Source organism: Planococcus versutus (assembly GCF_001186155.3).
In the GTDB taxonomy this organism is placed as follows: domain Bacteria; phylum Bacillota; class Bacilli; order Bacillales_A; family Planococcaceae; genus Planococcus; species Planococcus versutus.
On sequence record NZ_CP016540.2, the window covers coordinates 1,602,658 to 1,617,033 of the forward strand.

The window sequence follows — 14,376 nt, forward strand, 5'->3', positions numbered from 1 at the left end:
ATAAAAGTTCCACAAGCCTTGTTACTTTCTGTAGTTGCGATTACAAATACAGTTCTTCACGTGATCATCCACCATTCCAACGGCTTGCATAAACGAGTAAGTAGTCACAGGACCCACAAACTTAACTCCTCGTTTTTTTAACGCTTTGCTAAGTTCAACAGATAATGGCGTTTGCGTCGGAATCAACTCATCAGTGTCCCAATTGTTATAGATGGGTTCTTCTTCAACAAAATTCCATAAAAATTTAGCTAAACTCCCCATTCTTTTTGAATGATGATGACTGCTTGTGCATTGGTACGAATGGATGATAGTTTAGCGGCATGTTTAATGACGCCATAATCGGCTTTAATTGTTTCAAGAGTTTCATCGGTTAATGCTGCACAATAAGCAAGATCAAACTGACGAAAGGCCTCTATATAGGCTTGGCGTTTCGACAAAACAAGATTCCACGATAAGCCTGTTTGCGCCCCTTCCAAGCAAAGCATTTCAAATAGGTAGCGGTCATCCCAACTCGGTTTGCCCCATTCTTCGTCATGATACGTTTGCATACGCTTATTGCTTTGTGACCATACACATCGTTTTCCCACGTGTTTCACCTCATTTTATTGTTCTCTTTACTATATCATTTTCTGTACCTTCGGTTATTTTAACCTCCAACAAAAAACTGTACCCATCTCGGGTACAGTTTTTTGTTGGAGGTTTTTAAATAAGTAAATTAAATAATAAAGAGTCGTTATTAATGTCTTTATACGGAAAACCATTTTCTTTCATACGCTTTACAAGCGGTCCATAATCTTCTGGTGTTTTCAATTCAATTCCAACAAGGACTGGACCTTCTTCGCGATTGGTTCGTTTGGTGTATTCAAAGTGTGTGATGTCATCAGTTTCACCTAGAACTTGCTCCATGAATTTGCGTAGAGCACCTGCACGTTGCGGGAAAGTGACAATAAAATAATGTTTTAAGCCTTCATAGATTAGTGATTTTTCTTTAATTTCTTGCATGCGTTCAATATCGTTATTACCTCCACTAATCACACAAACGATGTTCTTTCCTTTAATCTCATCCTTATAAAAATCCAGCGCCGCTACTGACAACGCACCGGCCGGTTCTGCAACAATGGCGTTTTCGTTATACAGTTGCAAAATGGTGGTACACACTTTGCCTTCTGGGATTAAGGCAATATCATCGAGGACTTGCGAACAAATAGCCATCGAGAGATCGCCCACTTGCTTGACGGCAGCGCCATCCACAAATGTATCAATCGTTTTTAAACGCGTAACTTGTCCATGCGTTAAAGATGTCTTCATTCCCGCTGCACCTGCTGGTTCCACACCAATTAATTTGGTCCCTGGGCTAATCCCTTTTAAATAAGAGCCTACGCCTGAAGCCAGTCCTCCGCCACCAATTGCGCAAAACAGGTAATCTACAGGTTCTTGCATATCATTTAAAATCTCAACTGCTACTGTTCCTTGACCTGCGATGATGCGATTGTCATTAAACGGATGAACAAACACTTTTTCTTCTGTAGTACAGTAGGCCATAGCGGCTGTAAACGAATCGTCAAACGTATCTCCTGTCAACACAATCGAAACTTTATCTCCTCCAAATCGGTTAACTTGAGATACTTTTTGGCGTGGTGTCGTCAGCGGCATAAAAATTTTCCCTTCGATTCCAAGAGCAAAACACGCATATGCCACGCCTTGTGCATGATTTCCAGCACTTGCACAAACAACGCCTTTAGCACGATCAATAGCGTCAAGACTAAGAATAAAGTTATAAGCTCCTCGCAGTTTAAAAGACCTAACCGCTTGTAAGTCTTCGCGTTTCAAATACACGTTACATTCATAACGAGCTGAGAGCAATTCATTTTTTTGCAAAGGTGTTTTGATGACAACATCTTTAAGTGCTTGGTTAGCTACCATTATTTCTTCCACGGATACTTTTTTGAATAACGCTTTTCTTTCATACTCTTTGATGAGGCTCTTAGTCATAGTTGTCACCTTCTTATTTTTATTTATCACATTACTCTAACACATTAAAACAACAAATTATATCGAAAATTTCGATAATTCTACGAATATGCATTTATTACAACTTGTTTCGTATGCTCTTTTTAAATGAATACATTTTTGAACAGATCTTAAGTTAGTCATTTGTTGTTAACTTTGGATATGTTATTGAATAAAAATAATTTTTTATTCACAAAAAACTCATCCCCTTATTCAAAGGGATGAGTACTCCATATTATTCTTTTGCTTCTAAACGATATGCATTGATCACTTTGCCGTCTGTTGCTTCATCAACAATGAATGAACCGTTTGAATAACGGTCTACATTTTTTAATGAATTGACTGTGAGTGGAATTCGAATACCTTTGGATGTTTCCAAGACAATTTCTTCTTTGCCCGTTGCCCCAATTACGGCAACTACACGATGAGGATTTGATTTCAACTCACGAAGCATAATAACACCACGTTTCGCTCGGCCACCGCTTTCAAATTCTTGTTGCTTCATTTTCTTTGCTGCTCCACGATGAGTGATTAAAACAAGTTCTTGTTTAACAGTTGAATCGATCAAAACAGCGGAGACGGCATTGTCTCCATCTTTTAAATTCACGCCCTTCACGCCACTTGTTCGAAGTCCAGTTAACGGCACTTCATCCAACGAAAAGCGAACACCATAAGCTTGATTGGTTGCGATAAATAATTCCGTTTCTTTTGTTACCAGTCCTGCATAAATCATGACGTCTTCTGATTTCAAGTTCATTGTTTTCACAGTACGTGAATAGCGTTGAATTTGATAATCCTTTAACGCTGATCGTTTAACTTGTCCCATTTTTGAAACAGTTAAAATGCTAGCATCTGCATCAAAATTTTCAAACGGATATACAGTAAGAACAGATTCATTGGCATCTAATTGAATGATGCTGGATAAATGCTGACCCAAATCTTTCCATTTGATATCTGGGAGCTCGTTTATTGGCTGGAAAACGAAGTTTCCTGCAGTAGTAAAAATTAATACCGTATGCTGTGTGTTTAAATTGCCTTCAAATAACAAATGATCGGTTTCTTTCATCGCAAAATCCTTGCCGTTTGATGCAGCATAGGAACGTGTGCTTGTCCGCTTTACATATCCTTCTTTTGTAACGGTTACGACAACTTCTTCACTTGGAATCATAATTTCACGCGTGATGGTGATTTCTTCAATTTTATCTTCAATCACTGATCGACGAGGCTCCGCAAATTGCTTGCGAATATTCGCTAATTCTTTTTTAATCACATTTTTTAATTTAGTGGTACTTGTTAAAATGCCCGTCAATTCAGCAATTGTTTTTTTGAGTTCAGCTTCTTCTTTTTTTAAATCTGTGATGTCTGTATTGGTCAATCGGTAAAGTTGCAAAGAAACGATGGCTTCTGCTTGTGCTTCTGAAAAATCGTAAGAAGCAATCAAATTGTTTTTTGCATCGCGTTTGTCTTTTGACGCACGAATAGTTTTGATAACTTTGTCTAGGATGGACAAGGCTTTCATTAGTCCTTCTACGATATGCATGCGATCACTTGCTCGTTGCAAATCAAACTCTGAGCGCTTTGTAATCACTTCTTTTTGATGTTCAATGTATGCATCTAGCATCGTTTGCAACGTCATCATGGTTGGACGTCGTTTGTAAATTGCGACCATATTAAAATTATAACTAACTTGCAAATCTGTATTTTTGTAAAGATAACTCAATATCCCTTGTGCTTGTACATCTTTTTTCAATTCAATTACAATACGCAATCCAGTTCTGTCGGATTCGTCGCGCACTTCAGAAATACCTTCGAGTTTGCGATCAAAACGATGATCATCAATTTTCTTAATCATTGTCGCTTTATTCACTTCAAACGGAATTTCTGTAATGACAATTTGTTCTTTTCCACCTTTTAATGGCTCTATTTCGGCTTTAGAACGGACAATTATCTTACCTTTTCCTGTTTCATAAGCTTTTCGTATACCGTCTAGACCTTGAATAATACCGCCTGTTGGAAAATCAGGACCTTTTATGACACTCATGAGTTCAGCAACAGTCGCTTGGGAGTTATCCATTCGCATTAACACGGCATCCAGAACTTCATGAAGCGCATGTGGCGGAATATCTGTTGCGTATCCTGCGGAAATCCCTGTGGAACCGTTCACTAACAAGTTCGGAAAACGAGCTGGTAATACGGTCGGTTCCATATCGGAATCATCGAAGTTTGGAATAAAATCTACTGTGCGTTTGTCGATGTCACGCAACAACTCAGAAGAAATTGCAGATAAACGAGCTTCCGTGTAACGCATCGCAGCTGGCGAGTCACCATCCATCGACCCATTATTGCCATGCATTTCAACGAGCATATGACGAATTTTCCAGTCTTGACTTAATCGAACCATCGCCTCGTAAACAGAACTGTCTCCGTGAGGATGATAGTTCCCAATAACGTTTCCAACAGTTTTTGCAGATTTACGGAATGCTTTATCATTAGTGTTTCCTTCGTGATACATCGCATATAAAATTCGGCGCTGAACAGGTTTCAATCCATCACGTGCATCAGGCAAGGCACGATCTTGGATAATGTATTTACTATACCGGCCAAACCGATCGCCAATTACTTCTTCTAATGGCAAATCTTGAAATCGTTCGGTTTGTGTCATACAAGTTCCTCCTCAGCGTGAATCAAATCATTTTCAAGAATATTGCTATCGTTTTCTAAGCCAAAGTCGACATTGTTTTCAATCCATTTGCGTCGCGGTTCAACTTTATCACCCATCAATGTCGTAATGCCACGTTCTGCACGTGCACTGTCTTCAATAGTTACGCGGATTAACGTTCTGGTTTCTGGGTTCATAGTCGTTTCCCACAATTGGTCTGCATTCATTTCTCCTAATCCTTTATAGCGTTGTAATGTATAGCCTTTTCCAACTTTTTTAATAGAGGCATCTAGGTCAGCTTCAGTCCATGCATAATCAATCACTTCTTTTTTACCGAGTCCTTTAGAGACTTTGTAAAGTGGCGGCAAGGCAATAAAGACTTTACCAGCCTCGATTAAAGGCTTCATGTAACGGAAGAAAAATGTCAACAGCAGCACTTGAATATGGGCTCCATCAGTATCCGCATCGGTCATGATGATGACTTTATTATAAGCGATATCATCGATTGAAAAGTCCGAAGAAACACCGCCTCCTATTGCATGAATGATGGTCGAAATTTCTTCGTTTTTCATAATTTCTTCTAATTTAGCTTTTTCTGTATTGACTACTTTTCCGCGAAGCGGCAAGATCGCCTGGAATGTTCTATCACGACCTTGTTTGGCTGAACCGCCAGCAGAGTCACCTTCTACTAGATATAATTCGTTTTTCTTTGCATTACGCGATTGGGCAGGTGTTAGTTTACCTGATAACAGCGCATCCGACTTTTTGCGCTTTTTCCCGTTGCGTGCATCTTCTCTAGCTTTACGTGCAGCTAATCGAGCTTGTGCAGCGCGAATTGCTTTTCGCACTAAAGAAGCACTAAGATCCGCGTTTTCTTCTAAATAATACATTAATTTTTGAGAAACCACAGCATCAACAATGCTACGCGCTTCGCTTGTTCCTAATTTACTTTTTGTCTGACCTTCAAATTGCAACATGCCTTCAGGAATGCGAACCGATACGATTGCTGCCAATCCTTCGCGAATATCCGAGCCTTCTAAGTTTTTATCTTTTTCTTTTAACAAATTAATTTTCCGTGCATAGTCGTTAAAAACACGTGTCATTGCTGCTTTTGCACCTGTTTCATGTGTTCCACCATCACGTGTTCGAACATTATTAACAAACGATAAAATCGTTTCTGAATAGCCATCGTTAAACTGGAATGAAAATTCGATTTCCATTTCATCTTGCCGGCCTTCGATATACGATACTGGATGAAGAACATCTTTTTCTTCGTTCAAGTAAGCAACGAACGCCTCGATACCTGTATCATATTGAAAAACATCTTTCGCTTCTGTCCGTTGATCGAATAACTCGATGCGTAACCCTTTTAACAAAAAGGCAGATTCGCGTAACCGTTCAGAAAGTGTTTCGTAATTGTATTTTGCTACAGAGAAAATAGTTTCATCGGGCAAGAAATGAATCATCGTACCGGTTTCTTTTGTTGAACCAATTTCTTCTAGTGTAGTAACAGGTTTCCCACCGTTTTCAAATCGTTGACGATATTTTTTGCCATCACGATAAATGGTCACTTCTAAAAAACTTGATAATGCATTCACAACAGAAGCACCGACTCCATGGAGTCCACCACTTGTTTTATACCCACCTTGACCAAATTTCCCTCCGGCGTGGAGCACTGTCAAAATGACTTCAGGCGTGGGTTTCCCACTGCGGTGCATCCCTGTTGGCATACCACGTCCAAAATCTCGAATACTGATGCTATTGTCTTCCTGAATGGTAACAGTAATTTTGTCACCATACCCAGCAAGTGCTTCATCGACCGAATTATCAACGATTTCATAGACTAAATGGTGAAGTCCTCGTGTGTCTGTCGAACCAATATACATACCCGGACGCTTTCTAACAGCATCCAAGCCTTCAAGTACTTGGATTGCTTCTTCGTCATATGCGGTGCTTTGAATTTTAGCCATCTAATCTCCCCAACAAACGTTTGTTCGTGTTTTATTTATCTTTATGGTATTCCATCTTTAGTCTATCTGTCAAACTTCATAGAAAAAGAGCGCGATGCGCCCTTTAGCGATAAAAGTCTTATTTCAAAATGGCATGCTCTACTTTTATACACCGATCCATAATGACTGTATACCCCGCATCAGTCAAACGTTTGAATACATTTTCATCTACTACATTTAATTGAGACCAAAACACTGCGCTTTCAATTTTTATAAAGTCATCGGCAATTTCTTCTAAAAATTCACTGCGCCGAAAAACATTTACGATGTCTACTTTTTCAGGTATTTCAGTTAAACAACCATAACTTTTTTCACCAAGTACAGTGTCTGTCATCGGATTAACCGGAATAATTCGATAGCCTGCACGTTGCATTGCTTGAGATACAATATAAGAAGTACGACTTGGATCTGGGCTTAAGCCAACAACTGCAATAGTTTTAGCTGTGTCTAGTATAACTTTAATTTCGTTACGGCTAGGATTTTCCAAAAGATTCACCTGTCCTTTTTATTCTATCATACACGATTTTGTCGTGTCTGTTGAATAATCTACCGACTATTGTTCAAAGAAGTTCAGTCATGGTAAACTAAAACTATAAAATAAGGTTGTTGTAAAGGAGTTCATCATGACCATACTACTGCCCATGTTACTTGCATACTTACTTGGTTCAATCCCTTCTGCTCTATGGGTAGGGAAACTATTCTACAAAACTGATATTCGTACTCAAGGTAGTGGCAACCTTGGAGCTACAAATACTTTTCGCACACTTGGAAAAAAGGCCGGAATTGCTGTCACGCTTTTAGATATTTTGAAAGGTACTGCCGCTACATTAATACCGCTTTATATTGCAACTGATATTCATCCGCTTGTTTTTGGTGTATTGGCGGTAATCGGTCATATTTATCCGGTATTTGCTAAGTTTAAAGGTGGAAAAGCCGTGGCTACTTCAGGTGGTATCTTACTTGGTTATCAATGGCCTTTGTTTATTATGGCAGTTGCAGTTCTATTAATTGCACTTAAAATCACTAAAATGGTATCCTTATCATCAATTATCTTAGCAGTAGTATTTATCGTCTATATCACGATTTATGCCATTTTCACTGCAGATTATTTGTTTATGGCGGTCATTTATATTTTGGCGTTATTCATTATTTTTCGACACCGTGCCAATATTTCTCGTATTCGTGAAGGGACAGAACCCAAAATCAGCTGGATGTAATCAGTGGAAAGAGGTGGAATATGCAAATTATCATTAGCAATGACGCTCTCGATTGGTTTAAAAAAGAAATGGAAGTTATGCACGGAGAAGCCGTTCGCTTTTTTGTCCGTTACGGTGGTTCAAGTAAGCTACAGCCTGGCTTTTCACTAGGTGTAACAAAAGATCAACCTCGAGAAATAGGGGTTCAACTTGAACGAGATCACGTAGTTTATTTTATCGAAAAAAATGATATTTGGTATTTCGATGAGCACAATCTAGAAGTTAGCGTGAACGATGACTTACATGAACTTGAATATTCATATATAAAATAAAAAAGCATGAATAACTCATGCTTTTTTATTTTGCAGTTTATTCAATTGTGCTAAATGGCCTTCACGCTGCAAAATGTCTCGCTGACGCTCGCCAAATAAATCAAAATGAGGATAATTGCCTCGCAAATCCATCCATTCACGTTGTAATCCGTACTGCTTTCCCCATGTTTCAAGTTTAGTTAAGTCATTGCATCCGACTTTTGTTACGGTATTGCAGCCAGGAAATCGATTATCTACCCAATAATGCGTCAAAAACGAAATTTTCCCGCTATCAACACCCTGTTTCCAAGACTCGAGTTCGTCTCGTTTAATTCCGAATGCCATCGAAAATCTTTCTTTTAACTTCTTCGTATTTTTGATGCCATTCTGGGTAGATTTTTTGAATGGACACAGGACGGAATGATTCTTTTTTAACAACGACGTGTTCAGATAAAGCTTTAGCAGCGATTGTTCCATCTTCATGAACAACTTCATAGCCATACTTTGTCCGCAGACGCCCATGTTCTTCTACCCATGTTCGGATAAATGCTTTTTGTCCGTAACGAAGCGCTGCTTTATATTGAATGGAGATGTCCACTACGGGAGATAAGTAGCCATCTTTTTCCATGCCTGCATAAGTAAAACCTAAATCTTTAATCAGCTGTGTACGGCCAATTTCTAGCCAAATAATGTAGTTTGCGTGATAGACAACGCCCATTTGATCTGTCTCTGCGTAGCGAATTTCAATTTCTTTTTCGCTTATGTACATACTCACTTCACCTCTTTATCAGTATACAAGAAATTTCTTTTCGATTGTATGTTAGACGTTATAAATAACTTGAAATAGAAAAAGGCTGTCGAGAATTTCCGACAGCCTTTACTAATCTTAAACTTCTAGCAATTTGTTACGGAGTACCATTTGCAAAATACCACCGTGTCGGAAATAGTCTACTTCTACTTCAGAATCAAATCGAGCTAGCACTTGGAACTCTGTTACTTTACCATCTTCAGCAGTAGCTGTAGCTGTAAGAACGTCACGTGGTTTCACATCATCAGTCAAGTTTACACTGATTGTTTCATGACCCGTTAATCCTAGAGAATCTGCGCTTTCGCCGTTAACAAATTGCAACGGTAAAACACCCATCATAACAAGGTTAGAGCGGTGAATGCGCTCATAACTTTCAGCGATAACTGTTTTGATGCCCAAAAGGAATGTTCCTTTAGCCGCCCAGTCACGTGAAGAGCCCATACCGTAATCTTTACCAGTCAAGACCACAAGTCCTGTACCTTGTTCTTGGTATTTCATCGCTGCGTCATAAATCGCCATTGTTTCGCCCGTTGGCCAGTAAGTTGTATAACCACCAGTTGTTCCTGGTGCTACTTGGTTACGGATACGGATGTTCGCAAATGTTCCGCGCATCATGACTTCATGGTTACCACGACGAGATCCATAAGAGTTGAAATTACGTGGTTCAACTCCATTTTCTCGAAGGTATAAGCCTGCAGGCGTATCTTTACCAATTGCACCAGCTGGTGAAATGTGGTCAGTCGTGATAGAATCTGCGAATTTCGCTACGACACGGAGGTCAGATAACGCTTGAATTGGAGAAGGCTCTTTCGAAAGACCTTCAAAGAAAGGTGGATTTTGGATATACGTCGATGTCGAATCGAATGCGTATAATGAATCATCATTTGTTTCAATTGCATTCCAAGCTTCGTTCTCGTTAAATACATGCTCGTATTCTTTACGGAATAATTTTGGAGTAACTGTATCTTTTACTGTTTTTTTGATTTCTTCAGTTGTTGGCCAGATGTCTTTAAAGAATACGTCTTTACCTTCTTTGTCTTTACCAATTGGATCAACTGCAAAGTCGATATCTACAGTACCAGCAAGTGCATAAGCGACAACTAGCATTGGAGATGCCAAGTAGTTTGCTTTAACAAGTGGGTGAATGCGTCCTTCAAAGTTACGGTTACCAGACAATACCGACGATACCAGTAAATCGTTATCAAGAATTGCTTCTTCGATTTCTGGAAGCAATGGACCTGAGTTACCGATACAAGTTGTACAGCCGTATCCGACCAAGTTAAAGCCGATTTGGTTCATGTAATCTAACAAACCAGAATCGTTCAAGTAACCTGTAACAACTTTAGATCCTGGAGCTAATGAAGTTTTTACATAAGCAGGTGGAGCTAATCCTTTTTCGACTGCTTTTTTCGCTACAAGTCCAGCACCAAGCATAACGTATGGGTTAGAGGTATTTGTACATGATGTAATTGCTGCAATCGCTAGTGAACCGGTCTTCATTTCAGCAGTTCTGCCATCTTTAAAGTTGACCGTTGCTGTTTTTTCGATTTCAGCTTCATCAAGTGCAAAACCATGAGGTCCTTCTTCACCTGTTACAGCTTTATTGAACTCAGTTTTCATTTGAGACAAAGGAATCAAATCTTGTGGACGTTTTGGTCCTGCAAGGTTTGGTTCGATTTCAGAAAGATCAATTTCTACTAAATCTGTATAAATGGGATCTTCGTTATTGACAGTGAAAAACATATCATTGGCTTGTAAATAAGCTTTTGTTACAGCAATTTGCTCTTCATCACGAGCAGTTAAACGCATGTAATCAAGTGCTTCTTCATCAACTGGGAAGAAACCACACGTCGCGCCATATTCTGGAGCCATATTCGCAATTGTTGCGCGGTCAGCTAATGGCAATGTCGTAACACCAGGACCGAAAAACTCAACAAATTTACCTACAACGCCTTTTTTACGTAAAGTTTGTGTCACTTTCAATGCCAAATCAGTTGCAGTTGCACCGTTTGGAAGTTCGCCTGTCATTTTAACACCGATAACTTCAGGAATTGGGAAGTAAGAAGGTTGTCCGAGCATACCGGCTTCAGCTTCGATACCGCCAACTCCCCATCCAAGAACACCTATTCCATTGATCATTGTCGTATGTGAATCTGTTCCGAACAATGTATCAGGGAAAGTTTCGAACGTTCCGTCTTCATTTTCAATGGAATGGACAACGTTTGCTAAATACTCAAGGTTTACTTGGTGAACAATACCTGTCGCAGGTGGAACTGCACGGTAGTTGTCATACGCTTTTTGAGCCCAGCTAAGAAACTGATAACGTTCAGCGTTGCGCTCAAACTCTAGTTCCATGTTAATACGAAGAGAATCTTCAGTGCCGTAATTATCAACTTGAACCGAGTGGTCAATGACCAGATCCACTGGAATTTCAGGATTGATTTTGTTTGGGTCTCCACCCATTTCAGCCATCGCTGAACGAAGTGCAGCTAAATCAACAACTACTGGTACCCCGGTAAAATCCTGAAGAATAACACGTGAAGGTTTAAAAGGTACTTCTGCTTCTTTGTTGACATCTTTGCCCCATTTAGCTAATTCTTCAACATGCTCATCTTTGATAACGTAGCCATCATGCTGACGTAATACCGATTCCAATAACACTTTAATTGAATAAGGAAGGCGTGATACTTTAGCGATCCCTGCTTCTTCTAATGCCGCTAAACGATAATAGTTATACGTTTTGTCATTTAGCTCAAAAGAAGTACGACTATTATGCAAACTGCTCTTTGCCATATGTGTATTCCTCCTTTGAATCTTCTGAAAAGCGCCAAACAGCACTCTTCTCCTCTTCTATCATACCGAATATAAGACTATAAGTAAATTACATTAAAATTATAGAATGTCATAAGTTTTTCGAATGACTATTTTTTTAAGTCATTCAGTTTTCTTAAGGTCTCTTCTAATTGTTTAAAATGACGCTTTTCGTGCAGTCCTACAAAAGGAAACCACTGACTTAATGGTACTTTTCCAAAAACAGGGTGATCCATTGATTTTTCTTTAAGCTGTGCCTTTGATGCGGAATCATATACCTCGTACAGAAGGTTATGTGAGCTATTTAATCGTTCTTTTACTTCTTCAAGTGTTGTGAATTCATCCGTAGGTACAACATAGGTTGGAGCTTCCACTTTAAACGAACGACTAACAGTCAAAGAAATTGGCTTTTTTATGACCTGTTCACTTTTTTCTTTTGTGAGTTCTTCAGATATATTTTTAGCTACAACTTTTTCCATCAACTGAAGATGATCTAAAATTTGAATAGGTGACCATTCAGCTTCTGATGGTTTTCGATTTAACTCGTCATCTGTCATCCCTTTTACTGCTTGAAGAACTTGGTTTCTAATTTTTGCATTGTCTTCTTTAAACATTTTTTAGCCACCTTTAATTTGTCTGATTGTTTATCTATCTTAACATACCCTAAAAACAGCGAATTAAGTACCGATTATGGCTAGAATTTACGAAAATATAAAAAGAATTCATTGCGACTGTTGTCAAGGGAAAGCACGTTCTATTTTTCTGAATTAATGGTATAATGTAAAGAAATCCCTTAAGAAGAGGTGACGCACGATGCCTTATGGTTACGAGAAATTCCGACTGGACAACGGCATTAGTCCGAATACTGTTGTTCATGAAGTTCAATTGATTCGCTCGCTCTTCGCTTTTCTTAGGCACACATATAAAAAACCAGTTGAACCACATGACATTCGTCCAACTGATATTCAACAATTTTTAATGGATCAACACATGGCCGGTATTAAAGATAGCACCTTAAATCGAAAGTTAATTTATATTAGAAGATGGTTTGACTATATGTGGCAGATTGGTCGCATTCCTAATGATTTTATGCCCAAATTCAAATTCAGCCGAAAACTTGATCTCACACCAGCTGACATTCATATGAACTATGAAGAGTTATTGAAAAAGAAAGACGCTGTACTTGAAGCTGATCGCTTATCGTTGAATGCAAAAGTTTTGTACTTGCTATATTTACGTGGACTGCGTCTTCGCGATATGGTTGACATTGATGTGGATAATTTTGACGACCGTGGCGGCAAGCTTTTGTTGGCTGTCGATAAAAAAGATGGCTATCAATGTCGAATGGAATTCTTGGATAAAGAAATCCCGGTCATGCTTGATGCAATTGAACGCGCAGTATTCCGTGGCACCCCTTACTTACTTTCGTCTAAAGTAAAAAATGAGTATACAATGTTTCAGATGGGTTCTTTGTCTGACTATACAGAAGCACTTTCTTCTTTTGTCGGAATGCCGATGCGTTCAGGTGATATTCGCTTTGCGTATGTACATTATTTGTATTCTGTTGAACACAAAAATTTAGAAGAAATCCAAGAAACACTTGGTGTTTCACTCGATTCTGCTTCTCGGATTTTGAAAGACTCACTTACTCGTTTAAAGCGATAAATCAAAAACATGAAAACAGCCTACCCCATATAAATTGGGATAGGCTGTTTTCATGTTTCCGGTCATGTAAAAAAACCGAAATCCAAAGCAAAATTAAAAATGAGCAATGTATGAAACACAACAAAAATCATTGCTTGTCGATCTATTTTTTTCACATTTTCATATTGCATCAGGACCACCCCTTCTCTATTGATTAATCTGATTATACTGAAAATAAAGACTTTCTGCAAGTATTGTTTCTTTATAGCTCTTTTACTTTATACTTAAGAAAAAGAGAGGATTGGATAAATTGAAAAAAGTATTATTGGTTGTCGATTATACGGTAGATTTTGTAGCAGATGACGGAGCATTGACATGTGGTAAGCCAGGACAAGCAATTGAAGAAACCATTTGTCAGCTAACAGAAGAATTTCTAGCAAACGAAGAATTGGTTATCATGCCGGTTGATTTACATGAACAAGAAGACACTTACCATCCTGAGACAAAACTATTTCCGCCTCATAACATAAGAGGAACCGATGGCCGAGCGTTATACGGTCGTCTTGCAGACATTTATGAAGCCAATAAAAATCGTATACTTTGGATGGATAAAACAAGATATAGCGCATTTGCAGGTACAAACTTAGAATTATTGTTGCGAGAGCGCAATATTGAAGAAATTCATATTGTTGGCGTCTGCACAGACATTTGTGTATTGCACACAGCGGTAGATGCATACAATAAAGGATTCACTATTTTTATTCATAAAAATGGTGTTGCAAGTTTCGACCAATCCGGCCATGTGTGGGCTTTGCGTCACTTCACCGCAACCTTAGGAGCAGAAGTTTTATAGTTTTTTTATTTTTTATGTTTCAAATGTAATGAATAAGGTTATATCTAAAGTGTAGCACTTATACATCACATTAAA

Annotated in this window: 12 protein-coding genes and 1 pseudogene; 4 read left to right on the forward strand and 9 right to left on the reverse strand. The window is 38.7% G+C overall.

Features of this window, described 5'->3' with window-relative positions:
• Positions 1-21 precede the first annotated feature (21 nt).
• The 5 genes and pseudogenes from I858_RS17680 to I858_RS08140 form a co-directional block, all read right to left on the reverse strand.
• A pseudogene (locus tag I858_RS17680) lies at positions 22-548 on the reverse strand (DNA-3-methyladenine glycosylase I).
• Between the two features lie 154 nt (positions 549-702).
• Positions 703-1,992, reverse strand: a complete 1,290-nt coding sequence (gene ilvA, locus I858_RS08125) for a threonine ammonia-lyase IlvA (RefSeq protein ID WP_065524831.1) — start codon at positions 1,990-1,992, stop codon at positions 703-705.
• 253 nt (positions 1,993-2,245) lie between these two features.
• The gene (gene parC / locus I858_RS08130) at positions 2,246-4,672 is read right to left on the reverse strand and encodes a DNA topoisomerase IV subunit A (RefSeq protein WP_065524830.1); all 2,427 of its coding nucleotides are present in this window, start codon (positions 4,670-4,672) and stop codon (positions 2,246-2,248) included.
• Positions 4,669-6,639, reverse strand: a complete 1,971-nt coding sequence (gene parE / locus I858_RS08135; protein ID WP_065524829.1) for a DNA topoisomerase IV subunit B — start codon at positions 6,637-6,639, stop codon at positions 4,669-4,671. The genes parC and parE overlap by 4 nt, the downstream gene beginning before the upstream one ends.
• A gap of 118 nt (positions 6,640-6,757) precedes the next feature.
• Positions 6,758-7,165, reverse strand: a complete 408-nt coding sequence (locus I858_RS08140) for a CoA-binding protein (protein WP_065524828.1) — start codon at positions 7,163-7,165, stop codon at positions 6,758-6,760.
• A gap of 136 nt (positions 7,166-7,301) precedes the next feature.
• Here I858_RS08140 and plsY point away from each other — a divergent pair, with 136 nt between their 5' ends.
• Positions 7,302-7,895 carry a glycerol-3-phosphate 1-O-acyltransferase PlsY gene (plsY, locus tag I858_RS08145; RefSeq protein WP_065524827.1) on the forward strand — a complete coding sequence of 198 codons (594 nt, stop codon included), beginning with the start codon at positions 7,302-7,304 and terminating at the stop codon, positions 7,893-7,895.
• Positions 7,896-7,915: 20 nt separating this feature from the next.
• Positions 7,916-8,206: a HesB/YadR/YfhF family protein gene (locus I858_RS08150; RefSeq protein ID WP_065524826.1), complete on the forward strand. Its 291-nt coding sequence runs from the start codon at positions 7,916-7,918 to the stop codon at positions 8,204-8,206.
• Positions 8,207-8,221: 15 nt separating this feature from the next.
• Here I858_RS08150 and I858_RS08155 read toward each other — a convergent pair whose 3' ends face one another.
• The 4 genes from I858_RS08155 to I858_RS08170 form a co-directional block, all read right to left on the reverse strand.
• Entirely contained in the window at positions 8,222-8,530 is a 309-nt protein-coding gene (locus I858_RS08155; protein WP_065524825.1) for a hypothetical protein, read from the reverse strand.
• The gene (locus tag I858_RS08160) at positions 8,514-8,954 is read right to left on the reverse strand and encodes an acyl-CoA thioesterase (protein ID WP_065524824.1); all 441 of its coding nucleotides are present in this window, start codon (positions 8,952-8,954) and stop codon (positions 8,514-8,516) included. Before I858_RS08160 ends, I858_RS08155 begins: the two co-directional genes overlap by 17 nt.
• 117 nt (positions 8,955-9,071) lie before the next feature.
• Positions 9,072-11,786, reverse strand: a complete 2,715-nt coding sequence (gene acnA / locus I858_RS08165) for an aconitate hydratase AcnA (RefSeq protein WP_065524823.1) — start codon at positions 11,784-11,786, stop codon at positions 9,072-9,074.
• Positions 11,787-11,914: 128 nt separating this feature from the next.
• On the reverse strand, positions 11,915-12,418 hold the full coding sequence (locus tag I858_RS08170) for a DinB family protein (RefSeq protein WP_065524822.1): 504 nt from the start codon (positions 12,416-12,418) through the stop codon (positions 11,915-11,917).
• 199 nt (positions 12,419-12,617) lie between these two features.
• On the opposite strand from I858_RS08170, the gene I858_RS08175 reads away from it, so the two are divergent.
• Together I858_RS08175 and I858_RS08180 are read left to right on the forward strand one after the other, a co-directional pair.
• Positions 12,618-13,469 (forward strand): site-specific integrase, encoded by an 852-nt coding sequence (locus tag I858_RS08175; protein WP_065524821.1) that lies wholly within the window; start codon positions 12,618-12,620, stop codon positions 13,467-13,469.
• 289 nt (positions 13,470-13,758) lie between these two features.
• Positions 13,759-14,301 carry a cysteine hydrolase family protein gene (locus I858_RS08180; RefSeq protein ID WP_065524820.1) on the forward strand — a complete coding sequence of 181 codons (543 nt, stop codon included), beginning with the start codon at positions 13,759-13,761 and terminating at the stop codon, positions 14,299-14,301.
• Positions 14,302-14,376: the final 75 nt, after the last annotated feature.